Annotated in this window: 20 protein-coding genes; 19 read left to right on the top strand and 1 reads right to left on the bottom strand. The window is 63.7% G+C overall.

The annotated features are described in order from the left end of the window. Window positions 1-25: 25 nt before the first annotated feature. The 19 genes from OZ411_RS03620 (at window position 26) to OZ411_RS03710 (ending at window position 21,089) form a co-directional block, all read left to right on the top strand. Window positions 26-1,675 carry an FGGY-family carbohydrate kinase gene (locus tag OZ411_RS03620; RefSeq protein WP_282526842.1) on the top strand — a complete coding sequence of 550 codons (1,650 nt, stop codon included), beginning with the start codon at window positions 26-28 and terminating at the stop codon, window positions 1,673-1,675. 19 nt (window positions 1,676-1,694) lie between these two features. Further along, window positions 1,695-2,630, top strand: a complete 936-nt coding sequence (locus OZ411_RS03625; protein WP_282526843.1) for a carbohydrate kinase — start codon at window positions 1,695-1,697, stop codon at window positions 2,628-2,630. Between the two features lie 508 nt (window positions 2,631-3,138). Beyond that, on the top strand, window positions 3,139-4,326 hold the full coding sequence (locus OZ411_RS03630; RefSeq protein ID WP_282526844.1) for an ABC transporter substrate-binding protein: 1,188 nt from the start codon (window positions 3,139-3,141) through the stop codon (window positions 4,324-4,326). Between the two features lie 10 nt (window positions 4,327-4,336). After that, complete coding sequence (locus tag OZ411_RS03635) at window positions 4,337-5,203, top strand: branched-chain amino acid ABC transporter permease (protein ID WP_282526845.1); 867 nt, start codon at window positions 4,337-4,339, stop codon at window positions 5,201-5,203. Window positions 5,204-5,206: 3 nt separating this feature from the next. Then, window positions 5,207-6,247 carry a branched-chain amino acid ABC transporter permease gene (locus tag OZ411_RS03640; RefSeq protein ID WP_282526846.1) on the top strand — a complete coding sequence of 347 codons (1,041 nt, stop codon included), beginning with the start codon at window positions 5,207-5,209 and terminating at the stop codon, window positions 6,245-6,247. Next, window positions 6,244-7,122, top strand: a complete 879-nt coding sequence (locus tag OZ411_RS03645) for an ABC transporter ATP-binding protein (RefSeq protein ID WP_282526847.1) — start codon at window positions 6,244-6,246, stop codon at window positions 7,120-7,122. Before OZ411_RS03640 ends, OZ411_RS03645 begins: the two co-directional genes overlap by 4 nt. Next, window positions 7,119-7,814 carry an ABC transporter ATP-binding protein gene (locus tag OZ411_RS03650; RefSeq protein WP_282526848.1) on the top strand — a complete coding sequence of 232 codons (696 nt, stop codon included), beginning with the start codon at window positions 7,119-7,121 and terminating at the stop codon, window positions 7,812-7,814. The genes OZ411_RS03645 and OZ411_RS03650 overlap by 4 nt, the downstream gene beginning before the upstream one ends. After that, the gene (locus OZ411_RS03655) at window positions 7,814-9,202 is read left to right on the top strand and encodes an MmgE/PrpD family protein (protein ID WP_282526849.1); all 1,389 of its coding nucleotides are present in this window, start codon (window positions 7,814-7,816) and stop codon (window positions 9,200-9,202) included. The genes OZ411_RS03650 and OZ411_RS03655 overlap by 1 nt, the downstream gene beginning before the upstream one ends. Then, window positions 9,199-10,008 (top strand): SDR family NAD(P)-dependent oxidoreductase, encoded by an 810-nt coding sequence (locus tag OZ411_RS03660; RefSeq protein ID WP_282526850.1) that lies wholly within the window; start codon window positions 9,199-9,201, stop codon window positions 10,006-10,008. Before OZ411_RS03655 ends, OZ411_RS03660 begins: the two co-directional genes overlap by 4 nt. A gap of 76 nt (window positions 10,009-10,084) precedes the next feature. Beyond that, the gene (locus tag OZ411_RS03665) at window positions 10,085-11,251 is read left to right on the top strand and encodes a CoA transferase (RefSeq protein WP_282526851.1); all 1,167 of its coding nucleotides are present in this window, start codon (window positions 10,085-10,087) and stop codon (window positions 11,249-11,251) included. Beyond that, window positions 11,241-12,035 (top strand): enoyl-CoA hydratase-related protein, encoded by a 795-nt coding sequence (locus OZ411_RS03670; RefSeq protein WP_282526852.1) that lies wholly within the window; start codon window positions 11,241-11,243, stop codon window positions 12,033-12,035. The genes OZ411_RS03665 and OZ411_RS03670 overlap by 11 nt, the downstream gene beginning before the upstream one ends. Window positions 12,036-12,047: 12 nt before the next feature. Beyond that, entirely contained in the window at window positions 12,048-12,983 is a 936-nt protein-coding gene (locus OZ411_RS03675; RefSeq protein WP_282526853.1) for a hydroxymethylglutaryl-CoA lyase, read from the top strand. 11 nt (window positions 12,984-12,994) lie between these two features. Then, window positions 12,995-14,197 carry an acyl-CoA dehydrogenase family protein gene (locus OZ411_RS03680; RefSeq protein WP_282526854.1) on the top strand — a complete coding sequence of 401 codons (1,203 nt, stop codon included), beginning with the start codon at window positions 12,995-12,997 and terminating at the stop codon, window positions 14,195-14,197. 10 nt (window positions 14,198-14,207) lie between these two features. Further along, a complete protein-coding gene (locus OZ411_RS03685) occupies window positions 14,208-15,581 on the top strand; it encodes an MmgE/PrpD family protein (RefSeq protein ID WP_282526855.1) in 1,374 nt (457 codons plus the stop codon). Next, on the top strand, window positions 15,578-16,402 hold the full coding sequence (locus tag OZ411_RS03690; RefSeq protein ID WP_282526856.1) for an aspartate/glutamate racemase family protein: 825 nt from the start codon (window positions 15,578-15,580) through the stop codon (window positions 16,400-16,402). The genes OZ411_RS03685 and OZ411_RS03690 overlap by 4 nt, the downstream gene beginning before the upstream one ends. After that, on the top strand, window positions 16,399-17,286 hold the full coding sequence (locus tag OZ411_RS03695) for an MBL fold metallo-hydrolase (RefSeq protein ID WP_282526857.1): 888 nt from the start codon (window positions 16,399-16,401) through the stop codon (window positions 17,284-17,286). Before OZ411_RS03690 ends, OZ411_RS03695 begins: the two co-directional genes overlap by 4 nt. 82 nt (window positions 17,287-17,368) lie before the next feature. Next, the gene (locus OZ411_RS03700; RefSeq protein ID WP_282526858.1) at window positions 17,369-18,415 is read left to right on the top strand and encodes a LacI family DNA-binding transcriptional regulator; all 1,047 of its coding nucleotides are present in this window, start codon (window positions 17,369-17,371) and stop codon (window positions 18,413-18,415) included. A 369-nt stretch (window positions 18,416-18,784) separates the two neighbouring features. Beyond that, window positions 18,785-20,410, top strand: coding sequence for a DUF1521 domain-containing protein (locus tag OZ411_RS03705; protein ID WP_282526859.1), 1,626 nt, complete (start codon window positions 18,785-18,787; stop codon window positions 20,408-20,410). A gap of 82 nt (window positions 20,411-20,492) precedes the next feature. Further along, window positions 20,493-21,089 (top strand): hypothetical protein, encoded by a 597-nt coding sequence (locus OZ411_RS03710; protein WP_282526860.1) that lies wholly within the window; start codon window positions 20,493-20,495, stop codon window positions 21,087-21,089. 132 nt (window positions 21,090-21,221) lie between these two features. Here OZ411_RS03710 and OZ411_RS03715 read toward each other — a convergent pair whose 3' ends face one another. Beyond that, window positions 21,222-24,566, bottom strand: a complete 3,345-nt coding sequence (locus OZ411_RS03715) for a LysM domain-containing protein (RefSeq protein ID WP_282526861.1) — start codon at window positions 24,564-24,566, stop codon at window positions 21,222-21,224. Between the last annotated feature and the right edge of the window lie 92 nt (window positions 24,567-24,658).

The raw sequence follows: 24,658 nt of genomic DNA on the forward strand, positions 1-24,658 counted from the left end.
TGCGTCAAAACTGACGGGAGCGAACATGCGGCAAGCCTTCATCGGCATCGACGTCGGAACCTCCAGCACGCGCGCGGGCATCTTCGACGAAAACGGAGCCCTGCTCGCAACTGCAAAACAGCCGATCGCGGTCTGGCACGAGGCAGGCGACATTGTCGAGCAGTCGTCGTCGGATATCTGGGCGGCCAGCGTTTCGGCCGTCCGCAGCGCGATGGCGGAAGCCGCGATATCGTCCGAGCTCGTGAAGGGCATCGGCTTCGACGCGACCTGCTCGCTGGTCGCGCTCGATCGGCATGGCGAACCACTGACGGTGAGTACATCCGGCGACAAGCAGCGCAATGTCATCGTCTGGATGGATCATCGCGCGATCGAGGAAGCACGGCTGATCAACGATACGCAGGATGAGGTGCTGCGCTATGTCGGCGGCTCCATCTCGCCCGAGATGGAGATGCCGAAGCTGCTCTGGCTGAAGCGGCACTTGCGCGATAGTTTTGATCGCGCCGGGCATTTCTTCGACCTGGCCGACTTCCTCTCGTGGCGCGCGACAGGGTCGCTCGCGCGCTCGACCTGCACGGTGACTTGCAAGTGGAACTACCTCGCGCATGAGGAGCGCTGGAGCGCGCCATATTTTCAGCGCGTGGGCTTGAAGGAATTCGTCGAGGACGAATATCGCAGGATCGGCACCGAGATCGTCGCCCCTGGAACACCGCTGGGGTTTGGCCTGACGGAACAGGCGGCGCGGGATTTCGGGTTGAGACCGGGGACGCCGGTCGGCGCCTCGCTGATCGATGCACACGCCGGCGGCCTCGGCGCGATCGGCGGTCGGGACGCATCGGGGGCTGAGGTCGATGTCTGCAATCGCCTCGCCTACATCATGGGGACCTCCGCCTGCATCATGGCGACAACGGTCGACCCCTGCTTCGTGCCCGGCGTCTGGGGGCCCTATTACTCCGGCATGGTGCCCGGCTTTTGGCTCAACGAAGGCGGGCAATCGGCGGCAGGTGCTGCGATCGATTATTTGATCCGCTCCCATCCGGCCCACGCCGAGGCGAGCGACGCGGCAAGGCGCAACGGCGTGGAGATCATCCAGGTCCTCGAGGAGCGGATCATGGCCCGTGCGGGGCAGGCGAGCAGGGCGGCGCTGCTGGCGCGCGACGTTCATGTGCTGCCGGAATTCCTCGGCAACCGCTCGCCCTATGCCGATCCCGACACGCGCGCCGTCATTGCCGGCCTCGATCTCGATACGGATATCTGCGCGATGGAGCGTCTGTTCGTGGCGGGATTGTGCGGGCTCGCCTATGGCCTCGCCGACGTCATCGATGCCTTCAGGGCGCAGGGGGTCAACAGCAAGCTGATCGTCATGGGCGGCGGCGCAGGAAGGAGCCCGCTGGTGCGGCAGATCATGGCGGATACGACGGGCCTCACGGTGGCGCTGCCGCAAACGGCGGAGCCGGTCCTGCTCGGGGCGGCCATGCTCGGCGCCGTCGCCGCTGGTGCCTATGCCTCACTCGGCGAGACCATGGCCGCAATGTCGGCGCTCGGTCGCCAGACTGAGCCGGCCGCGCCGGGCATGGAAGAATTCCACCACCGAAAGCGGGAGGTGTACAGGCTGCTGCGTCGGCTTGATCGCGGAAGCCGTGAGGCGATGCGCGGTTTTGAGATCAACCGCGGCTAATCTCGAAAGGCTGAAAACGATGTTGCTGAGCTGTGGCGATGCGCTGATCGACTTCGTGCCCGTTGCGGCCGCGGACGGGCGCGAGGCAGTGCGGCCGGCGGTCGGAGGCTCTTGTCTCAACGTCGCGGTCGGACTGGCGCGGCTTGGTGCGCCGACGGGCTTTGTCGGTGGCGTCTCGACCGACCTGTTCGGCCGCATGATCGCCGACCACGCCGTGGCGTCCGGCGTCGACCTTCGCTATGCCACCCGCAGCGACCGCCAGACCACGCTCGCTTTCGTCCGAATGGTCGCAGGCGAGTCGCAATATGCTTTCTATGACGCGGAAACGGCGACGCGGGAATGGACCTATGCGCAGGGCAAAATTCCGTTCGAGACGATCGAGGCCGTCCACATCGGCTCAACGACGCTGGTCAACCAGAGCGGAGCCGTGGAAACCGCCGCGATGGTCGCCGATGCCAAATCATCGGCGACGATCTCGTTCGACCCGAACTGCAGGCCCAATCTGGTCAAAGACAAGACAGCCTATCTCGCGCGCATGGACAGGTTTATCGACAGCGCGGACATCGTTCGCATGTCGGACGTAGACTTCGACTATCTCTACGGGAAAGAGGCTTACGCCGCGAAGGCGGAAGAGTTCCTGGCTGGCGGTGGCAGCCTGTTTGTCATTACGCGCGGAATGAAAGGAGCCCAGGCCTGGCATCCGGCGGCCGGTGCCATTGAAGTCGGGGCACCCGCGGTCACGGTTGTGGACACGATCGGCGCCGGCGACAGCTTTCAGGCCGCGCTGCTGTTCGCTCTGCATAAGCAGGGCAGGCTCGGCAGGAGCGGTCTGAAGGACACCAAGGCCAACGAGCTTCGCTCCGCGCTATCGTTTGCGTGCAGTTGCGCCGCGCTGACCTGCACGCGGGTTGGGGCAGATCCGCCCCGCAGCAACGAAGTTGCTTGGAAGTGTTAGAGGCATTGGTCGCCGCGACGCTCGACTATTCTTCGCGGTGAAGGCGGAAAAATAAGCGCAGCCAATAATCGACGTTACGCTGACGGTGCGTCGTCTACGACGGCGCCGCCGCGTGCCTTGTTGCCGATTTCAATACGCCGGCTTGCCGGGCCGCATGCCGTCCGTTTGGCGGCAAGCTCGTCCGCGCTCCGCGCATCCGAAACGACACCCTCACGATTTCATTAAATCGTTTCATTGACAGGCCGACCATAACGGCACATAGTCTCTAACCAAGTGCTGAAACAATAATCATAGGGAAGGGACGCCAACGCTCGGGCTAGGTGCGGACTTCGCTCAAGCGGTCCGACTGAATAAATTACAACGTCAAATCAATGTGTTGCTTGCATGTTGCGTCCGCCCTCTGATGGGATGACGCGACCGCGCGAAGCCAGATGTCGCGTGCCTCGCAGCAGGCGTCAACAGTAAGACAATCAAAATAAATGAAACGATCCATAATGGGAGGGTGCGAATGAAGATAACGCGTCGTGATTTGCTGTTGGCCGGCGCCGCAATCAGCGCTTCGAGTGTCGTGTCCGGGCCGTCCGCGCTGGCCGCCGGACCGGAGCTCAAACTCGGCGTCGTCGGCGTGCTTTCCGGGCCGGCTGCGCAGTGGGGGCTCGCGCTCAAGGGCGCGGCGGAGTTCGCCGCTGCAGAGGCCAATCGCGACGGCCTGGTCAAGATCGACGGCGCGCCCTGTCAAGTCAGTGTCGTCGCGATCGATAGCAAATACACGGCAGAGGGCGCCGCCGCGGCAGCAAATACGCTCGCGGCGCAGGGCGTAAAATTCATCATCGGTCCCATCGGTTCACCCGAACTCACCGGGCTGAAGCCCATCGCCAAACGCAATTCGATGTTGGTGATGGGCAATGGTTACGCCAAGGACGCGCTGGGTCCGCAATGGCCCCTGGTGTTCCATGTCGGCCCTGGTCCGTCAGGATGGGCCGATCCGATTATCAAGATCGCCAAGCAAAAATTCGGCATCAAGAGCGTTGTCCTCGTCGCTCCGAACGATCAGGGCGGCACGGATATCGCAAGCGTCGATGCGGACGCCTACAAGAAGAACGGTATCGCTGCGACCGAGGAGTACTACCAGCGCGGCACCACCAATTTTGCGCCGATCGTGACGCGCATCATGAACGCAAAACCGGAGGCTGTGGATCTCGCGTCCTCGCCGCCCGGCGACGCCGGCATCATGGTCAAGCAATTGCGCCAAGCCGGGTTCGAAGGACCGATCGGGCGCCTCGGTGGTCCAGGCTATGGCGAAATCTCCCGGGTTGCCGGCGGCGACGCCGTGCTGAAGGACTTCTATTGGTACGAGCCGGTTCTGGTCGACGAGAAGGTCCAATTGATCGCCGACGAATACAAGAAGCTGTTCGGCACCGAGCGGCCTGAGAACAATCTGTTTTTCCAGTGGGTGTCCGGCGCCCGCATGGTCGTAAAGGCGATCGCAAAAGCGGGCACGACCACCGACACCGAAAAGGTGGCTCAGGCTCTCCGTGCATTGCCCGTGGACGATCCAAATGTCGGTTCAGGACATTGGATCGGCAAGGAATTCTTCGGCATCAACCAGGAGCTATCGTTCCCCTTCGGCGTGGGACTGGTCACCGACGGAAAATTGCAGCCGATCGTTCCGGTCGAAGCGGCCACAGGCAAATAGCGGAGTTCCTGTGGAAGGCATCGTTGCCACCGGCCTCATTGGCATCAGCCTGGGCGCGCAGTATGCGCTGCTCGCCCTCGGCTTCACCCTGATCTTCGGCATTCTCGGCGTGGTCAATTTCGCCCATGGCGGATTCTATGTGCTCGGAGGCTACCTCGCTTATTCGGCGGTGACCTATCTCGGTCTGCCCTATGCGCTGGCAGTGATCGCGGCCGCACTCGGCACGACGGCGCTGGGTTATCTCTTCGAGCGTCTCATCCTCGATCACGTGATCGACGATCACTTGGCGACACTGATGCTGACGCTCGGTCTCTATTTGATGATGTCGAGCGGCCTTCTGGTGATGTTCGGACCGCAGTCGCCTGCATTCAGCTTTCCCCTGACGGGCGTCCTTCGCGGGCACGGCTTCTATGTCCCGATCGAGAATCTCGTGGTCCTTGTCGTCTGTCTGGTGGGTATCCTCTCGATCTATGCCCTGATTTACTACACCGATTTCGGCCGCGCCTTGCGCGCGCTCGCTGACGACCGTGCCGTCGCCACGGCGCAGGGACTGCGTCCAAAGCTTCTGTTCCCGACCGCGTTTGCGCTGGCCACCGGGCTTGCGGGTCTCACTGGCGCGCTGGTCACGCCTATCCTGTCACTTGCACCGCATGTCGGCGACCCCGTGCTGGCGACCTCGTTCCTCATTGTCATTCTTGGTGGCCTCGGAAGCATTGGCGGCGCAACCGTTGCGGCCTTTCTCGTCGGCATGGTGGAAGCGTTCTCGGCGGTCTATCTCGGAGGATCGAAAGGCGCCCTCGCATTGTTCGTGCTCGTCCTGATCATGTTGGTGGTCAGGCCGTCCGGCCTGTTCGGCCATCGAGTACGTGGAGCCTGAGCCATGGCAAGCATTGACCTTGGCGCCACACGTGGCGGCTCCATTGCCGAGACGGCAAGCGTTGTTGTCATCGCCGCAGCCTTCGTCATCCCCTGGATCAGCCAGAACCCCGCAGTCTACTCGCTGGCCAATCAGATCCTGATTGGGGTCACCGCTGCGTTGAGCGTCTACATCATGCTGCGCATGAACCTGATGACGTTTGCGGTGCCCACGTTCATGGCGATCGGAGGCTATACCGCGGCGATCCTCGGTCTCCGCCATGGTGTGACGGACGTTCTGCTGCTCGGCATCGCCAGTTTCGTGGTGCCGGCGCTGTTTGCATTGCCGCTCGGCGCGTTGGTGCTCCGTCTCACCGGCGTCTACTTCGTGCTGGTCACCTTCGTCCTCACCGAGATCACGCAGCTCGTGCTGTTCGAGATGCCGGGCTGGACCGGAGGGGCCAACGGTCTGGTCGGCATGCCCGCAGTGACCATCTTCGGGATCGAACTCGGCGACAATCGCGCGGTGCTCCTGGTCACGACCGGCCTGGCGCTCGCCGGTGCGCTGATCACGGCCGCAGTTACTCGCGGCTTGCGCCAGCATTTTGCGGCGATCGAAGAGAACGAGTTGCTGGCGCAATCTCTCGGGCTTGTTGTCTGGCACTACAAGGCGTTCGGCTTCGCGATCGCCGGCGGTGTTTCCGGGCTCGCTGGCTTTGCGTTGGTCAACATGCTGCTCACCGCGCATCCGACCTCGTTCAGTCCACTCTCATCGGTGAACTACATTGCCTACACGATCATCGGTGGGAAGGGCACCATGCTCGGGCCGCTCGTCGGCGGAGCCTTGCTGATATGGGCGGGAGAAATCTTTGCGCTACGCGGTGAATTTTCCCAGCTCCTGTTCGGATTCCTCATCGTGGTCGTGGTGCTCGCGGCGCGAGAGGGCATCGTTGGCTCCGTCACTCGGTTTCTCCTGTTCCTAAGTTCGCGCGTTCTCCGCCGGTCCACCATCAACCCTGGGTCCGGCGCCCTGGGGGCCCCGGCCGCCACGGAGTCGCAGCCATGACGAGGAGCAGAGAGCCGCTTCCCAGAGAAGCGGCACGGACCGAGAGCAGTTTTGGCGAAGGGTTTGTGATGCCCCCAGGCGACGTCCTCGGTGTCATGGGACCGCGGTTCGACCGACGTGAAGCTGTCGTCGGCATCGCGAACTCATCGATGCGTCTCGAGGTCACCGGTATCTGCAAGCGTTTCGGCGGTCTGCACGTCTTCAATGACGTGAGCTTCTCGATCTCGCCGGGAGAAGTGCTCGGCGTGATCGGCCCCAACGGTGCCGGCAAGACCACCTTGATCAACGTGATCTGCGGCATGCTTGCGCCAACCAGCGGCCGCGTCTTGCTCGGCAGCCGCGACATGACGGGAAAGTCGCTCCACGCCGTGAGCCGCGCGGGCATCGTCCGCAGCTTTCAGCAGACCAATACGTTCCGCACTGCCACGGTGCGCGAGAATATCTCGCGCGCGGTGCGCTTCAGCAATGGCGGAGAGGGCGTGTGGCAGGCCATCACGCCGCTGATCGACGAATTCGAGCTTGCCGCGCACCTCGACGAGCAAAGCGACAAGCTGCCTTACGGATTGCAGAAGATGCTCGGCCTCGTGCTTGCCTGCGCGGTGCGGCCGAAAGTGCTGTTGCTGGATGAGCCGGCGGCTGGCCTTGAACGGCGCGAGCGCCTGCGCGTCGACGCGTTTGTCCGTCACGCCGTGACGGAATTGGGGTGCGGTGTTCTGATCGTTGAGCATGACATGGAGCTCGTGCGTCGGCTCTGCCCAAAGATCCTGGTGCTCGATTCCGGCCGCGTGCTCGCCGAAGGCTCGCCTGCGGAAGTGCTGTCACGCAACGACGTCATCGACGCCTATCTCGGGACGATGGACGAGGCAGAAGCATGATGCTCGTGGTGCAAAATCTCGAAGTCCGCTATGGCGGCATCACCGCCCTGCGGGGTGTCTCGATCGAAGTTGCAGAGGGCGAGACAGTCCTGCTGGTCGGCGCCAACGGGGCAGGCAAATCAAGCCTGATCAATGCCGTCATCGGCCTTGCCGGCGCTGCGCGCGGCACGGTGCGTTTTGCCGGCCGGGACATCAGCGCGCTCGCATGCGACGGCAGGGCGCGGGCCGGCATGGGTTATTCGCCGGAAGGCCGCCACGTGTTTCCGACCATGTCGGTCGCCGACAACGTTCTGAGCGGTGCCTGCGGGCGAGGCCGTGCCCCACAACGCGAAGCCTGGGACTGGCTCTGCAGCCTCTTTCCGATGCTGCGGGAGCGCGCCAGTCAGCCGGCGGGACAGTTGTCCGGCGGTCAGCAGCAGATCGTGGCTCTGGCCCGGGCCATGAGCTCGTTTCCCAAGCTGCTGCTGTTGGATGAGCCTTTCCTCGGGCTTGCCCCGGTGTGGATCGCGCGGATCAGCGAGGCGATCCGCCATATGCAGGCGCGTGGCACCACGATCCTCATGACCGAGCAAATGGCCCGGCCGGCGCTCAAGCTTGCCTCGCGCGGCTATGTGATGCGCGGCGGCGAGATCAGGCGAAGCGGTTCGGTGACTGAAATACGCGATGTCGCGTTGGCCGAGGAGTATCTGTGATGGCTCAAATCAACGCAACAACGCGTCTTGGCGCCTTTGTCGCGGCGGCGGCTGAAGCAGAGCTCGCCGCCGAGATCGCGGTGAAGGCGGCGATCTGTCTGCTCGATTCACTTGGACTTGCGTTAGCGTCACGTGACGAACCGACGGCCACGGCTGCGCGGGCGATGACGACGGATGCCGCTCCGAGCCCGCGAAGTGCGCGGATCTGGGCCAGCGGCACACACGTGCCATTGTCCGAAGCGGTGCTTGCCAATGGCATTGCCGTTCATGCGCATTTCCAGGACGATACCGACCACGATTCATGGACCCATCCCGGATCGTTGATCTCGCCGGTCGTCGTGTGCTTGGGCGAGGCGCGCGACGCGCCGTTGCGCCTCGTCCTCAATGCGCTCGTGGCTGGATATGCCACGCTGAAATGGCTCGGCGCCGGCGAGGCCGTTGCCCGCGGTCTGATCGGGCGAGGCGTGCGCACCAGTCCGACGTTTGGCACCATCGCGGCGGCCGCTGCCGGTGCCGCAGCGCTTGGTCTCGATCCGTCGAAGGCCATGAATGCAGTCGCTATCGCGGCCTCCACGACAGGAGGAACGTTGGAGCCGGTGCGCTGCGGGTCCGACGAATGGCGTGTGCAGAACGGGCGCGCCGCTCACGGCGGGTTCGTCGCCGCTGAGCTCGCTGCGCGCGGCGTGCGAGGGGCGCCCGATGCGCTGGAAGGGCCGAAGGGTTTTCTGCGCTCACTTGCCGGCCTTGACCGCACGCCTGAGACCTGGCTGAAAAATCCCGATCCCGCGACGATGATCGGCATCATGGCCAAACCGTTCGCCACCCTCGGCGACAACATGTCTGCCGTGATTGCAGCCAGCCTGCTCAACCGCGACGGCATCGACCTTGCGCACGTCAAGCGGATCACCGTGACGATCTGGCGTCCCTACACGGAGTATCCCGGAACATCCTTCAAGGGACCATTCACGAGCATCGTCCAGACGCAGGCGAGTACCGCCTTCGCGGTTGCTGCCATGCTTCGCTACGGCCGGCTTGATTACGAGATGGGTGCCGAGCACCAGCGGGATCCAGAGATCCTGGCGCTGGTCGAGAAGACAACGGTGCTGCCCGACGATGTCGGGACGCATCTTGATGCAATCGTCGAGGTCGAGATGGATGACGGCGGCCGCTATCGCCGCACCGCGCGCGAAGCGCCCAGGACACTGGTCTTCCAGGACGAGGCACGCGCCACCGAAGTATTCGAAGCCCGGATGGCGCGATCGGGATCCCCATCCGGTGCCGCAGGCCGGCTGGCTGCGGAGGTGTTCGCCTCCGCGCGCAATGGCGGAACGATGTCGATCCGCGCGCTGCTCGATCGTGTCACCTCGTTTCAGGGAGAAAACAGATGAAACTCGGATTGGAAGGCAAGACGGCCATCGTCACCGGCGGCAGCAAAGGCATCGGACTCGAGACGTGCCGGCTGCTGGCCGAGGAGGGGGTGAAGGTGCTCATCTGTGCACGGCGCGAGGATGCGCTCGCCGAAGCACGCGCCGACATCGAGAGGACCACGGGCGCGAAGGTCGAGACCTTGTCGGTCGACGTGACCGATTTGAAGCAGATCGAGCAACTGCCGATGGTCGCCCGCGACCGTCTCGGCCGCATCGATATCCTCGTCAACAATGCCGGCACCGGCACCTACAAGCCGTTCCTCGAGGTGACCGACGAGGAATTGCAGTACGGCATGGCGATCAACTTCTTCGCCCAGTTTCGCATTTGCCAGCGCATCATTCCGGTCATGATCCAGCAGAAGGGTGGCAGCATCGTCAACGTCTCGGGCGAGACCGGCATCATGGTGACGATGCCGCCCTTCCTGTCGTCCTGTACCGGGCCGGCCAAGTCGGCTGAGATCAGATTCTCCAAGATCCTCGCCAACGAGTTTGGGCCGCACAATATCCGCATCAACTGCGTGGTTCCCGGCTTCGTCAACACGCCGGAGCGCTTCGCGAAATGGGAGCGCGAACTCGCCAAGCGCAATCTGAGCGCCGACGACGCCGAGGCTGAACGGCGGCGCTGGTCCGAGAACAATTCGATGCGCAACACGCGCTGGGGCACGCCACAGGAGCTCGCCAATCTGATCGTGTTCGCGCTGTCGGACCGGGCGAGCTTTGTCAATGGCGCGGTGCTCGTGGCCGACAACGCGATGGATAAGTCCTGAAGCGTGGGTCGGAAAGCTTGGACGGAATGATGACGATGGCGAAACGGGGATGCAGCACCCCATCGAGGAGAATGTAATGGCCGAGATCGACAAGCCGCTGAAAGGCATCACCGTCGTGGAGCTCGGTCACAGCGTGGCCGCGCCCTATGCCGGGCTGATCCTGGCTGATCTCGGTGCGCGCGTGATCAAAGTCGAGAACCCGAAGAGTGGCGACTATGCGCGGGGCTGGGGGCCTCCATTCTGGAACGAGACCGCCAGCGCCTTCCACTGTCTCAACCGCGGCAAGGAGGATGTTACGGTCGACTTTGGCGATGCGCGTGAATGCCGCGAGCTGAAGGCGCTCATTCTTTCGCAAGCCGACGCCGTGATACAGAATCTGCGGCCGGGCATTCTTGGCAAGTTCGGGCTCACGGCCGAGGCGCTGCTTGCCGAGAAGCCTGCGCTGATCTGGTGTGACATTGGGGCGTTCGGCACCAAGGGGCCGCTCGCGAGCAAGCCGGGTTATGATCCGCTGGCGCAGGCCAGCACGGGGATCATGAGTGTCACGGGCGAAGGTGGACGGCCGCCGGTGCGGGTCGGCGTTTCCCTGATCGACATGGGGTCTGGTATGTGGGCCGTGATTGGCTTGCTCGCCTCGCTGGTTGCGCGCAAGAGCGGCGCCGAGGGACGGATCGTCTCGACGTCGCTTTACGAGACCGGCCTTGCCTGGATGACCGTGCCGCTTGCCGGTTACGCGGCATCCGGAGAAGTGCGCAAGCCCTACGGTTCGGGCACGGCGGAGATCGTGCCGTATCAGGCTTTCGAGGCGTCCGATGGCTGGCTGATGATTGCCGCCGGCAACGACAATCTGTTCCGCAAACTCTGCGGCGCATTGAGACTCGAGGCGCTTGCGTCCGATCCGGCCTTCGCCACCAACGCGGCCCGGGTCGTCAACCGCGGGCGGCTCTTGCCGCAGATCGAAGACGCGGTGCGGCAATATACGGGCGAGGCGCTCGGCAAGCTGCTTGACGAGGCCGGGGTGCCCAATGCGCCGCTGCTCGGCATCGATGAAGTCGCCAAGCATCCGCAGACGCGCGCGCTCGATATGACGGTGCGTTGCGATGACGACGACATCGAGCTGGTCGGCATTCCCCTTGCTTTCAACGGGGCGCGCCCCCGGGCGCGCACGCCGGCTCCGACGTTAGGTCAGCACAACGCCATCCTTCGGACATCCGCCAGCAGGGAGACCGCCAATGCGAAGTGATTTCGAGACGATCACCGCGGAACGGCGGGACAATCATATCCTGCTGGTTACCTTAAACCGGCCGGACGCCGCCAATGCCATGAACACCCAGATGGGTCTCGACCTGATGGAGCTGTTCGAGGGGCTCACCATCGATCTCGAAGGCCTCCGCGTTGCGATTCTGACCGGCAGCGGCGCGAAGGCGTTTTGCGCCGGCGGCGATCTCAAGCAGCGCAACGGGATGACCGATGAGGCGTGGCAGGCCCAGCATCTCGTGTTCGAGCGTATGCTGCGCGCGATCCTGGCCTGCCCGATTCCCATCATTGCAGCGGTGAACGGCGCCGCATATGGCGGCGGCTGCGAGATCGCGGCGGCGGCCGATTTCGTCTACGCCGCGACCAACGCACGCTTTGCGCTCACGGAGGTGACGCTCGGCATCATGCCCGGGGCGGGCGGTACGCAGAACCTGCCGCGCGCCATCGGCGAACGCCGCGCCAAGGAAGTCATCCTCTCCGGCCTGCCGTTCTCGGCCGAGGCGGCGGAGCGCTGGGGACTGGTCAATCGCGTGCTGCCGCCGGAGGAACTGCTGGAAGCAACGCTGGCCATCGCCGAGCGGATCGCCGGCAATGGTCCGGTCTCGGTGCGCCAGGCCAAGCAGGCGATCCACCGTGGTCTGCAGATGTCTCTTGCCGACGGCCTTGCGTTCGAAATCGAGGCCTACAACCGGCTGGTCCCGACTTCGGACCGCCGCGAAGGCGTGCTCGCCTTCAACGAGCGTCGCAAGCCGAACTTCCAGGGCAAATAGCGGAGGCGCGAGATGCGTGAGAAAGCTCATGTTCGCGAGGTCGGGCCGAGGGATGGATTGCAGCTCGTGAAGACGATCCTGCCAAGCGCGCGCAAGCTCGCCTGGTGTCGCGGCATGGTCCGGGCGGGCATCAACGACATCGAGGTGACGTCCTTCGTGCCGCCAAAGGTGATTCCCCAGTTTGCCGATGCGGAGGAGGTGGCCCGTGGTGCGGCCGCGATCACCGGCTGCCGGCCTTCGGTGCTGGTGCCGAACCTGCGCGGTGCGGAGCGCGCGTTTGCGCTGGATCTGGCGCAGGTCAACTATGTGCTGTCGGCGAGCGAGGAGCACAACCTCGCCAATGTCCGGCGCAGCACCGAGGAATCGTTGCAGGATTTCGCGCGCATCGTCGCAGCGCGTGATCAACGCGCCGGCGCGCGCATTGCGCTCGGCGCCGGGATTGCCACGGCCTTCGGTTGCACCATTTCCGAATCGGTGTCGGAGGCGCGGGTCGTTGAGATCGCGGTGCGGCTTGCCGAAATGGGAGCCGATGAGATCATCGTCGCCGACACCGTCGGCTACGGCGATCCGGGTCAGGTCCGCCGGTTGATGAAGGCGGTGATCGCCGCCGTCAGTCGCGTTCCCGTCGCGTGCCATTTCCACGATACCCGCGGGCTCGGTCTTGCCAATGTCACCGCCGCGCTTGAAGCCGGCGTTCGCGCCTTCGATGCGTCGCTCGCGGGACTTGGCGGCTGTCCCTTCGCGCCCGGCGCGACCGGCAACATCGACACTGAAGACACCGCGTTCCTGCTGGAGCAACTCGGCTTCGATACCGGCGCCGATGTCGAAGCGCTGATTGCATTGCGCGAGGAGGTCGAAAGTTGGCTGCCGGGCGAGCGGTTCTCCGGCGCCATCGCCCGCGCCGGATTGCCGAAGACCTATCGCGGCGCTGCCCGGGTTGCCGTCTGAAAGGATACTGCATGAACTATCACGACACTTCCCACCAGGCTGAGGCCGACGTCACCGTCGTCGTAGGCGAGGATTTTCCGGAGCTGCGCAGCACGGTCCGAAAAATCTGCGAAAGATTCCCCGGCGAATACTGGCGCGCGCTCGATGAGCGCAGCGGCTATCCGGCCGAATTCGTCGCCGCCCTGACCGAGGCGGGGTTTCTCGGCGCCCTCATTCCGGAGGAATACGGCGGCTCGGGCCTGCCGCTGCGCGCGGCGGCTGTGATCCTCGAAGAGATCAATGCCAATGGCTGCACGGCGAGCCCGGCGCATGCGCAGATGTACATCATGGGCACGCTGTTGCGCCACGGCAGCGAAAAGCAAAAGCGCACCTATCTTCCGGATATCGCCGCCGGAAAGTTACGGCTGCAGGCCTTTGGCGTGACCGAGCCCAATACCGGCTCCGACACCACCCAGCTCAAGACGCGGGCGGAGCGCCAGGGCGACGTCTACGTGATCAATGGCCAAAAGATATGGACTTCGCGTGCGCTCTATTCCGATCTCATGCTGCTGCTCGCACGCACCACGCCGCTCGATCAGGCGAAGCGTCGTACCGAGGGACTTTCGGTGTTCCTCGTCGATCTGCGCGAGGCCAAGGGCAATGGCGTCGAGATCCGCCCGATCAAGGCGATGATCAACCACAACACCACCGAGGTCTTCATCGAGAACCTGCGGGTCCCGGCCGAGAATTTGATCGGCGAGGAGGGACAGGGCTTTCGCTACATCCTCGACGGCATGAACGCCGAGCGCATCCTGGTCGCTTCCGAATGCGTCGGCGATGGACGCTGGCTGCTCAACAAGGGTGTCGCCTACGCCAATCAGCGCAGCGTGTTTGGCCGCCCGATCGGACAGAACCAGGGCGTCCAGTTTCCGCTGGCGCGCGCCTACGCCGAGCTCGAGGCGGCCGACATGATGTGCCGGCGCGCCGCGGCGCTATTCCAGGCCGGACGCCCGTGCGGTGCTGATGCCAATATCGCCAAACTGCTTGCCTCCGAAGCGACGTGGAAGGCGGCCGATACGACGTTCCAGACCCATGGCGGCTTCGCCTTTGCGCAGGAATACGACGTCGAGCGCAAGTGGCGCGAGGTCAGACTTTACCAGACGGCCCCGATCTCGACCAACATGGTGCTCGCCTATGTGGCGCAGCACGTGCTCGGTCTTCCCCGATCCTATTGAGGAGGCGACCATGCTTGATATCACACGCGAGACCGCAAATTTCGTCGCGGGCCTGAGGCCCGCAGACTTGCCTGATCGGTGCAAGGAGGCCGCGCGCACCGGCATCATCGATTGTGTCGGCGTCATGATTGCAGGCGCGGCCGAGCAACCGGTGCGCATCGTCTCGGCGATGCTCGCACCTTCCACACAGAACGACGGGGCGCCAGAAATTCCCTCGGGCCGCAACCTCGCGGCGTCAGATGCCGCGCTCGTCAACGGCGTCGCGGCGCATGTGCTCGACTATGACGACGTGGCGCTTGCCGGTCATCCGAGCGCAGTGCTCGTTCCAGCCATCCTGGCCGAAGGCTGGTCGCTCGATTCGAGTGGCACTGATGCGGTTGCCGCCTATGTTGCAGGATATGAGCTGTGGGCCCAGCTCGCAGATCTCGAACCAGGGCACCTGCACGAGCGTGGCTTCCATCCGACAGCGGTGATGGGTGCGCTCGCAACCGCAGCAGCATGTGCCCGCCTGCGCGGGCTCGGCCCCGAGAAGACGGCGCACGCCGTCGCCATCGCGGCCTCGCTGGCCTCAGGTCTTGTCGCCAATTTCGGTACGATGACGAAATCGCTGCACGCCGGCCGCACGGCGCAATCGGGCGTGCTCGCCGCGCGGCTGGCGGACCAGGGATTCACGGCTTCGCTGGATGTGCTGGAACACCGAACCGGGTTCCTGCGTGCCCATTCCCCGTCCGGCACCCCAAGAATCGAGGACGGTACTCTCGACATCGGCAGGCACTGGCGGCTGGCCGAGCTTGGAATCAACGTGAAGCGCTATCCGACCTGCTATGCCACGCATCGCTCGATCGACGCAATGCTCGGCCTGGTCGACTTGCACAAGCTGAACCCATCTGAAGTCAGCGAGATTCGGGTTCATACCGGCGTCACGCAAAAGCTGATGTTGCGCAACAGCAATCCGCAGACGGGGCTCGAAGCAAAATTCAGCATGGAATTCGCGATGGCCGCCGCACTCATCGCGCGCCGGGTCGGTCTTGCCGAATTGACCGATGAATTCGTCACGCGGCCGGACGTCGGTGCCACCCTCGCGAAGGTGCGCTGCACGACGACCGACGAGATCATGCCCGGCGACCAACCTTTTGCGCCGTCGGACCGGGTGAGCGTTGTGCTCGCGTCAGGCGAGGTGCTGGAACACGCACCCGTAGTGCATGCCAAGGGCAGTTGGCAGACGCCACTCACGCGCGAGGAGCTGAGGGAAAAGTTCCTGGACTGCGGGACGCGCGTGTTCAGCCGCGCCCACGCCAGCGACTTGTTCGAGCAGCTCTGGCGCTTGGAAGAGATCGGCTCTTTGCGCTCGCTTCGCCTGACAAGGGACCGGACCGACGCATGACAGGAGCAGGAGACGGCGGAGGCTCGAAGCCCCGCATCTGGCACCAGTCGGTCAACGAACTCGACCACCTGGCGGTCTACAAGCGTGCGCTGGAAGCGCACGCGGCGGAAATCCTCGGCAATGACGCCGAGCTTATCGTGCATGGTCTTCCCTCGGGGAGCTATGGCGGAGCGTCGGCCACGGCGGTGCTAGGCAATGCCTATGCCTATCACCGCATTCTCGGCCGAGTGATCGATAACGCGATCAAAGCGGAACGGGAGGGCTATGAGGCCTTTGTGATCGGCTCCTTCAGCGAGCCGTTCTTGCGCGAGATCCGTTCGGCTGTCGACATTCCTGTCGCCTCGCTCACGGAGAGCGGCCTTCTCGTCGGTTGCTCGCTCGGACGCTACGTTGCGCTAGTGTCAAATGCGCCGGCGGTGCAATGGATGACGAAGGTTGCGGTCGACAAGCATGGGCTTGCTGCACGTGTGCTTGATGTCGTCGCCCTTGATCCGCCGCTTGATGAGCCGGCGCTGGCCGCCGCCTATGCCGACCCGGCACCTGTGATCGGCAATTTTGCGGCCGCAGCCGAACGCCTGGTGGCGCGCGGCGCCGATGTGATCATTCCGGCTGAAGGCGTGCTTGCCGAGCTTCTCGTCCGTCACGGCGTGCGCGAGATCGCCGGCGCACCGGTGATTGACGTGTTCGCGGTCGCCTGGGCTTACGCGCTCATGGAAGTTCGACTTTGGTCGAGGGCCGGGCTTCGCGTCGGCCGAAGCTGGCATCACAGACGCGACGATCCCGCGGTCGTCGCCCGACTTTGGGAGGAGAGTGTCCGATGAGCAGGTTTCCCGAGACGCAAGTCGCTGGCGTCTACCACCGCAGACTGGGAGACGTGCTGGTCACGGGCTTAAGTGACGGTTACGTCGACATGGGGTACTCGATCTTCCGCAACATTCCGGAGCAGGAGACCAAGGCCATTCTCGCCCGCGATCACCGGATCTCGCCGCCGCGCATTTCAGTAAATGCCTTCGCGTTGCGGGTGGACGGACGGACCTACCTGATCGATTGCGGTTCAGCAGATCTGATGGGACCGACCTGCGGTCGCCTGCCTGACAATCTTGCGGCTGCGGGCATCGAGCCGGCCTCCGTCGATGGCGTGCTGCTCACCCATGTCCATCCCGACCATTCCAACGGGCTGACCGATGCGGCGACCGGCACGAGACTGTTTCCCAACGCCGAGGTCATCGTGCATGAAAACGAGATCAATCATTGGTTCAACGACGAGGCGATGGCGAAGGCAGCGGAGCGACCCCGCCGCCGCTATTTTGAAGCCGGTCGGACTCAGCTCAAGCCTTATATGGCTGCCGACCGCGTCCGCACCTTCCGCAACGGCGAGGTGCTGCCGGGCGTCACCGCGATTCCGATCCCCGGTCATACGCCCGGCCACACCGCTTACGTCGTCTCCTCCGGCGGCCGGTCGATGGTGGTGTGGGGCGACACCGTGCATGTACCGGAAATCCAGGTGGCACTCCCGCATGTCACCATGGAGTTCGACACCGACCCCGAAGCGGCGGCCAAGGCGCGGCAGATGATTTTCGACATGGTGGTGACCGACGACATGCTGATCGGCGGAATGCATTTGCATTTCCCTGGCTTTGGCCGTATGCGACGCGAGGGCGGACATTATAGCTTGGTGGCAGAGCAGTGGGCCTTCGAGATCTGATCGGTGCGTCCGACGGTTGAGGCCGCGGAATTCACTTCAGCGCCGCATGCGCTAAAGTGAATTCGGACCTCAGGTGGAGACGATGACAAATCGGCAGATAGCGGGCCGTGGAAGCAAGCTGACGATCCGCGACGTGGCGACCGCGGCCGGCGTTTCGACAGGCACCGTTTCGCGCGTCCTGAATGCCAATGCCACGGTTCGTCCCGATGTCCGCCGAAAGGTCCAGCGCGCGATCGACGAACTCGGCTATGCGCCGAACGCGGTTGCGCGCAGCATGCGGATCCGCTCGACGCACACGATCGGCTGCATCCTGCGTGAGATCAATATCCCGCAGCTCGCCGGCTTCGTGAAGGCGGCGCACGACGTGCTCGACGATGAGGGATTCTCGTTGGTCATCTCCAACTCGGAGGGCCGGGAGGAGCGCGAGCGCGAACTGCTCAGCCGCCTGTCAAGCCGACAGGCCGACGGCGTCATGATGGGCCCTTACACGCCGATCGAAGGCGAGTTCGAAGCATTCCTGCGCGAGCTCGACATCCCAATCGTGCTGATCGATCGCGCTCAACCGCCGTGGGCCGACGCGGTCATGGCGGATCACGCAGGCGGCATGCGTGCCGCTGTCGGTCATTTGCTCGATCTTGGCCATCGCCGTGTGGCGTTGATCACAGGTGAGCGCGGGCTATATCCGGCCAGTGAACGCATCCGCGGGTATCAGGAGGCCTATGCGGCGCGTGGCCTGCAGCCCGATCCGTCTCTGATCCAGGCAGGCAGTTTCTTACCCGGTGCAGGATTCCGTATCACTTCGGCGCTGCTCGGCCAGCGCAATCCGCCGACCGCGGTGATCTCCGGCGGCATCGACATGCTGTCGGGCGTCCTGCGCGCGGTGCGGGGAAGGGGCTTGCGGATTCCTGAGGATGTCTCGGTAATCGCGTCCGGCCATTCCGAACTCGCGGAGCTTGTCACTCCGCCGATTGCCGTCATCGGATGGGATCAAGGAGAAATCGGCCGGATTGCCGCCGGCATGCTTCTCGATCGAATCCGGAACCGCGACGTGCAGGAGGCCCATCAGGTGCTGGTGCCAAGCGAATTCATTCCTCGTGCGTCGGTCGGGCCGCCGAGACGGGCGCCCTAGGCTGATGTGAAAGTGAGTAGGTAGCCTCGCGCGAGGGATTGGCCTTTAGTCCTTTAAGAAACGCGCGCCGCGGCGACACGGCGATCTGGTCGCGCCGTCAGCTTTTCGAAAGCTACCCTCGATAGGTTTTCTACGCATTCGATAGCGGCAGCATGCGAGCTGTCGGACCGTGGACGAGCAACGATGGAATTGCTTCGCCATCGAGGCCTGTTGTCGTCCTCTCGACAAAGAGCGAGCGCTCGCCAGGGCCGGTGAGCAAGTTGGTTTTGAAGGGCTTCGGCGCGGCGAGCAGCGTGCCAGGGCTCGCGTTGATCATGCGGGCTGGCCTGGCCGGTCTCGCCGTCTTCGAGACAACAGGAGTGAATGGAAATGACGTCTCTTTCCCTGGTAGGCGGGTTTAATTTGTCGCTGAATGGCCTGTCGCCGCAAGGCGCAGTCGATGGTGCTATGTTCAATACGCTGTTCGGCCAGATCGCCGGCGGCGGTTCCTTTGCGAGCGAGGTGCACGCGGCGCCGACATCAGCGGAAAAATGCGCGCTGATCAATGCCTATGCTCAGGGTTTTGCCGCAGCGAGCGGGCAGGGCAGCTCTTCCTCGGCGGTTCCGGCGCAGCTTTACCAGGCCAATCAGGCCCCTGTGCTTTCGGCGAACCTTTCGGCTGGCCTTGCGTATCCGTCGCAGGGTGCCGGGTTGCCCGAGGTGATGCAGGGGTTCGCCTCGCTCGCCAATCTCATCGACCAGTCGCAGTTGCCTGAGCCGATCCAGCGTCAGTCGCTCGACGGCATCGCGAGCCAGATGTCGCAGCTTCAGGGATTGTCGCAATCCTATCCGCCCGCGCCGAGCTGGAGCAATCCTCCTTCAATCTTGCCGGCTTCGGTCAACCAGAGCCCGGCGCAATCGGCGGATCCGGTGTGGACGCACGAGACCGGTGACGGAAAGGCCACAATCCGTCTCGGCGACAAGTACACGATCACCCTCGACGAGAAGGACGCAAGCTGGACCGTTCGCAACAACGAGACCGGCCATGTCACCAGGGTCCATGGCGACCCTCACGTCGATGACGACAACGACGGCAAGAACGATTTCGACTTCAAGAAGGACATGACCTTCCAGCTCGAGGATGGCACCAAGATCACCGTCAACACTGTGCCGTTCGGCAACGGCCAGACCCTGTCGTCGAAGCTGACGATCACCAACGGCAACAACGCCATCACAGTCGAAGGCCTTGGCGACGACAAGGACGGCGCCAACAATCTGAAGGTGACGCAGTCCAACGCCGGTGCGACGCTCGATCAGCTCACCGCGGATGGCGCACAGACCATCTACGAGCGGGGCCAGGATTGGGTCAACGCCTCCGGAGAAAAGGTCAGCCAGGGGCTGATCAACGCCGGCGAGGCCGGAGAGCCGAGCGGCGCCGCGCCCGCCAATCAGAATCCCGGCACGTCGTTCAACATCCCGACCTACATCCTGCCGCCGGCTCCCGTGACTGCCGATGCCTGGTCGCACGAACAGCAGAACGGCCAGGCCACGATCCGTCTCGGCGACAAATACACGATCACGCTTGACGAGAAGGATGCGAGCTGGACCGTCCGCAACAACCAGACCGGCCATACCACCAAGATCAGCGGCGATCCCCATGTCGATGATGACAATGACGGCAAGAACGACTTCGACTTCAAGAAGGACATGACCTTCCAACTCGAGGACGGCACCAAGATCACCGTCAGCACGGTTCCCTACGGGAACGGCGAGACTTTGTCGTCCAAGCTCACGATCACCAACGGCAGCAACGCCATCACCGTCGAAGGTCTCGGTGAGGACAAGGACGGCGCCAATAACCTGAAGGTGACGCAATCCAACGCCGGCGTGACGCTCGATCAGTTGGCTCAGGACGGCGCGCAGACGATCTACGAACGGGGTCAGGATTGGGTCGATCGCTCTGGCCGTGCCATGACTCAGGCGACAATCGACGCCGCCGAGCAGGCCGCGGCCTGAGACCGAACCCGAACTTGGTCTCACAGAACCTCGAAAGCGGGCGCCATGCGCCCGCTTTCTCGTGCTTTGAGGAATGCGGCGAATGATGAAACCAATGCCGATGCTCATGACCGTGACGATCGTCGCCTTGATGCTCGTGGCAATCCCGGCTTACAGCGCTGAGATGGTTAGGGACGAAGCGACAGGGCTCACAGTGACGCCGCCGCATGGCTATGTTGTCGAGCGCGAGACGCCGTCGATCGTGATCCACGCCGGCGCGCGCTTCTCGCTCAGAAAGCCGCTCGATCCGCCGTCGACCGGCTGCACGGTCGAGGCGCAACTCTTGCCGCCGATCGACGAGACGAGCGCAGCGCTGGGACGCGCGCTCTCAGCGCGGTCGCGGGAGGGAACGACCACCTGGCGCGACAAGGCGCTGCTGCAGATCATGTCGGAGGTCGCGGTGCGGTCGAGCCGGCCCTATTCCCGGGACGGGATTGAAGCATTGGAGGTCGAAGGATGGCCGCGCCAGGGCGCGGATGCCGCCGGATCCAGGATCGACCGATCGACACGGATGCGCATTGTCGTGCTGAAACTGGGTAACGGCTACACGAACGTGACGTGCCGCGCCGCGGTGGCCGATTTCCCCGGCAAGCGCGACGAATTCGACGCAGTGGTTCACGGAGTGAAGCTGTCGCGCTGAGCGGACCAGGCACATGACCGGCGCTCGATTAGTCAATTGGCCTTGCTGCGCGATCAAAGAAAACCCCGATCTGTCCTTTCCGGATCAGATCAGGGCTTACGCGACGATCAGACGGAAGGCGCTGAGGCTGTGTTAGCCGAGCACCGGCTGGTCGAACAGCGCGCGTGCATAGTCGCGCAGGGCTGTCAGGCTGTGAACGTTCGGATCCTCGTTCCGATAGACGCCGCCGCTATTGACGCCAAAGCCGCCGCGGTAGCGTGTATCCTGCGGATCGTAGAGATAGTGTCCGCCAAATTGCGGGTCTTTGCTGCCCGGTGCCCAGACGTTTCGATCGTTGGATGCGGTGAGCGGATAGTTGCCGTTCTTGTCGGGCTCGACCGTCCAGGCCGCCTTGATGAGGTCGTGGATCTTGTCCGGATCCTGCTTGTTGAGGCGCTGCATCAGCTCATCGCCGCTGATGCCAAACTGGCGGGCCGCGGCGGCGAGCGCCGGACCGGAGCCGTTGCCGTCGTTGTTGTCATAGTCGGCGAGCTGCTTTGCAATCTCCGGCTTGTAGCCAGCCGCTTCGAGGAATTCGCGGCTCGGCTTTTCGAAACGCGCCTTGTCCTTGGCGTCGTTGTAGAGATAGAGGCCGACGGCGGAAGCCAGCACGACTCCCGCGCCGACCGGGGCGCCGAACGTAGCGAGCCAGCTCTCGCTTGCCGCGACCGATCCGGCCGCCGCAAGAAAGCCGCCGCCTGCGCTGGTGCCGTAGAGCAGCGCCGCCGGCATGTCGCCTTTGGAGGCCGCGTCGACGGCATAGGCCGTGTCGATCAGGCCGCCGCCGACCTTGAAGTACGTGCTGAACTTGACCCACCCCGGCTCGGTCGACAGGCCGGTGCGATTGGCCTTTTCGAGCAGCGTGCCGGACAATTGCTGCGCGTTGGGAATGCGGTCCAGTCCGAGCCAGCCGCGCTGCGCCATCACGGACAGTCCCTCGGCTGTCTCCTTCAGCGTGCCGACGGCGTAGTAGACCGCTTTCGTTTTGTCCAACATCGTGGTGCCGCCCTTGGCGAGCTTCTCGTAGGACAGGTAGGTCTGGTAACCGCTGAAGGCTGCGCCAAGGCCGTTCATGGCGCCGCCGAACATCGACACCTTCTTCGGATCGACCGTGACGGTCTGACGGGTGAAGAGGTCGACGACCTGACGCGGCGTTTCAGTATTGCTGGCGCCGAGCGCGCCGAGCGACGAAGGCTGGCTCTGCATCGCAGCATTGCCGAGCTCCTTGACGAAGTTGCGCGAACCGCCGATCGAGGAGTTCGGATTGGCGTGGGGGCCGCTCGCTACTTCATTGGCGAGCACCTGCCGCAGCACCTCGTCGCTTGCCTTGTCGCTGATCCCGGCGGCGAATTGCCCCTCCTTGCTTTCGCCCAGTTCCTTCTTGGCCTTGCCGAGTTCGTCGGTCTGCTTCAATCCCTGAAGTTGCGGAAGCGCGGCGTTGATCGCAAGGTTGGTGCGCACGATGGCGTAGCCGTCGCCATCGAGCGCATTGTAGCTCTGATCGAATTTCGGCAGGATGTCGGGATTGCGGTTGAGATAGTCGATGGTCGCAGAATCGAGTTTCTCCTTCGACATGATTCCCGACCAGTCGGCCCGGAGGCGGGTGATGTCGCTGGATGCCTCGCTGAATGTCTTGACGTCGTTCTCCACACGGCCTTGCAGTCCCTGGACGCCGACGGAGATTGCGCTGACCAGGCTATCGGCTTCCGATGTCCGGCCCGACGCCTTGAGCTGGGTTGCGGAGGCGAGCTGGAGCGACGCGCCTTTGCCGTCGAGCACGCTCTTCATCACCGCCTGCTGATAGGGCTGCAGCGGATAGGAGGGGCTGTCCTTGAAGTGCGGCTGGAATTTCTCGCTCGGCAAGTGCTTGATCATCGCGGCCGCGACGTCATCGACGACCTTTTGCCCGTCGGTTCCCCGGGCCGCCATGTCGGTGGCCGCCGCGAGATTGCCGTAGACCGAATTGTAGTCCTTGTACGAGATCGGCCCGTCGCCGTTGCGCATGCTCTTGTCGAGGTCGGACGCAATCGCGTCGATGGTCGGCATGCTGGCCGCCACGATCTGCTTGGCCGTCTCCGGCGAGCCGGCAGCCGTCTGCGCATTCAGCGCATCCGCCGCGGCTTTCGCGCCACCCTTTTGGTAGGCGGCCTGAACGGCATCGACGCCCGGCTTCACGGTCTTGTTGTAGGCGGCCTGATCGACCAGCGACGAGAAGCTCGCTTCCTGCGGTCCGTTGTTCTGGATCAGCGCTGCGCGCGCGGCGATTGCGAGCTCGCGCTTTTCTTTCGGAACCTTGCCGGCGACATCGTCGAGCTGACGTTCGATCTCCTGGCGTACCGCGTTCTGCGTGTTTGTCAGGTTCTGCTGCAGTTGTGGAAGATTGGCGGCGCCGGTCTTCTTCGCGTCGTCGACCGCGGACTGCGCTTTGCGGACGTCGTCATATTTGTTGACGACGCCGCCGAGCGTGTCGCGGGTCCATCCCTGATCGTGCCACTCGCCGGTCACCGTCTTATATGCGTCATCCACTTCCGAGGCGACCTTCGGATCCTTGGCGAAGTGCTGCTTGATCTCGTCGAGCTGCGGCTTCACGCGTTCCTCGGGATACGCCTGGCCGTTGCCGAGATCGCGCAGGCGATTCTCGATCGCGCCGCGCACATCCTTCCAGGCCGCGTCGGCCTCTGAACCGGTCGCCTTGTTGGCCTTGTCCACCAGGCCCTGGAAGTGGGACAGGCTGACGCCATCCTTGTCCCATTCGGCTTTGACGGTGGACCGTGCACGGTCGACGGCGCCCTGATAGGCCTGATCCTTCGGCACGCGGCTGCGTATTTCAGAAAGCGCCTGGTTGGCGCCGTCGTCCGGGAAGAACGAGCTCTTCCCCGCATTGCGTAGATCGGTCTCGATGGTCTTCTGTACGTCGTTCCAGCGGCGATCCACCTCGGCACGCGCGCCGGAGAGCTGCGAAGCCGCTACCGAGCGTGACTGGTGAGTGCCCTTCGGATCGTGGGCGAGGCGCTCCAGCGATGCGACAGAATCTTCGGCGCGATGAGCGGCATCGACCTGCTGCTTCGCGGTGACGACACGCTGATCGGCATTCGGTACCGTGACATGGTCGCCGGGATGTACGAGGTTCGGGTTCTTGAGGTCTTTGTTGGCGTTGAGGACGTCCCTGTAAGATGTCCTGTAATATTTCGCAATCCGCGCCAGCGATTCATCCTGCTCGACTTTGTGGTCGACAGTTGTGCGAGGAACGTTGTCCGTTGCTTTCGGATCCGATGTCGGCGCGCCGGAGTTGGGTTGCTTGTCGTGCTCGGTCTTGGCCGCTGCTAGAGACGCATCGAAATCCTTCTTCTCGAGCGTTTTCGGTTGAGCGACCGGCGTATCGGTCGGTTGAATGCGGTTTTTGCGGGACGCGGCATCTGCGACGGCGGCAACGGCCATGACTGTTCCTCTCTCATGGTCGGCGCGGCACATCACACGGACGCCAGGTCCGAGGCGCGTTATCCTGCCCAGCCCGAATGGTCCGCACCTTC

The organism is Bradyrhizobium sp. Arg237L, from assembly GCF_029990105.1.
Lineage (GTDB): Bacteria > Pseudomonadota > Alphaproteobacteria > Rhizobiales > Xanthobacteraceae > Bradyrhizobium.

Coding starts and splice junctions, on each gene's coding strand:
- OZ411_RS03675 (WP_282526853.1), top strand. CDS start 12,048: ATGCGTGAGAAAGCTCATGTTCGCGAGGTCGGGCCGAGGGATGGATTG.
- OZ411_RS03670 (WP_282526852.1), top strand. CDS start 11,241: ATGCGAAGTGATTTCGAGACGATCACCGCGGAACGGCGGGACAATCAT.
- OZ411_RS03630 (WP_282526844.1), top strand. CDS start 3,139: ATGAAGATAACGCGTCGTGATTTGCTGTTGGCCGGCGCCGCAATCAGC.
- OZ411_RS03645 (WP_282526847.1), top strand. CDS start 6,244: ATGACGAGGAGCAGAGAGCCGCTTCCCAGAGAAGCGGCACGGACCGAG.
- OZ411_RS03700 (WP_282526858.1), top strand. CDS start 17,369: ATGACAAATCGGCAGATAGCGGGCCGTGGAAGCAAGCTGACGATCCGC.
- OZ411_RS03655 (WP_282526849.1), top strand. CDS start 7,814: ATGGCTCAAATCAACGCAACAACGCGTCTTGGCGCCTTTGTCGCGGCG.
- OZ411_RS03715 (WP_282526861.1), bottom strand. CDS start 24,566: ATGGCCGTTGCCGCCGTCGCAGATGCCGCGTCCCGCAAAAACCGCATT.
- OZ411_RS03660 (WP_282526850.1), top strand. CDS start 9,199: ATGAAACTCGGATTGGAAGGCAAGACGGCCATCGTCACCGGCGGCAGC.
- OZ411_RS03685 (WP_282526855.1), top strand. CDS start 14,208: ATGCTTGATATCACACGCGAGACCGCAAATTTCGTCGCGGGCCTGAGG.
- OZ411_RS03705 (WP_282526859.1), top strand. CDS start 18,785: ATGACGTCTCTTTCCCTGGTAGGCGGGTTTAATTTGTCGCTGAATGGC.
- OZ411_RS03640 (WP_282526846.1), top strand. CDS start 5,207: ATGGCAAGCATTGACCTTGGCGCCACACGTGGCGGCTCCATTGCCGAG.
- OZ411_RS03680 (WP_282526854.1), top strand. CDS start 12,995: ATGAACTATCACGACACTTCCCACCAGGCTGAGGCCGACGTCACCGTC.
- OZ411_RS03620 (WP_282526842.1), top strand. CDS start 26: ATGCGGCAAGCCTTCATCGGCATCGACGTCGGAACCTCCAGCACGCGC.
- OZ411_RS03710 (WP_282526860.1), top strand. CDS start 20,493: ATGATGAAACCAATGCCGATGCTCATGACCGTGACGATCGTCGCCTTG.
- OZ411_RS03690 (WP_282526856.1), top strand. CDS start 15,578: ATGACAGGAGCAGGAGACGGCGGAGGCTCGAAGCCCCGCATCTGGCAC.
- OZ411_RS03625 (WP_282526843.1), top strand. CDS start 1,695: ATGTTGCTGAGCTGTGGCGATGCGCTGATCGACTTCGTGCCCGTTGCG.
- OZ411_RS03650 (WP_282526848.1), top strand. CDS start 7,119: ATGATGCTCGTGGTGCAAAATCTCGAAGTCCGCTATGGCGGCATCACC.
- OZ411_RS03695 (WP_282526857.1), top strand. CDS start 16,399: ATGAGCAGGTTTCCCGAGACGCAAGTCGCTGGCGTCTACCACCGCAGA.
- OZ411_RS03665 (WP_282526851.1), top strand. CDS start 10,085: ATGGCCGAGATCGACAAGCCGCTGAAAGGCATCACCGTCGTGGAGCTC.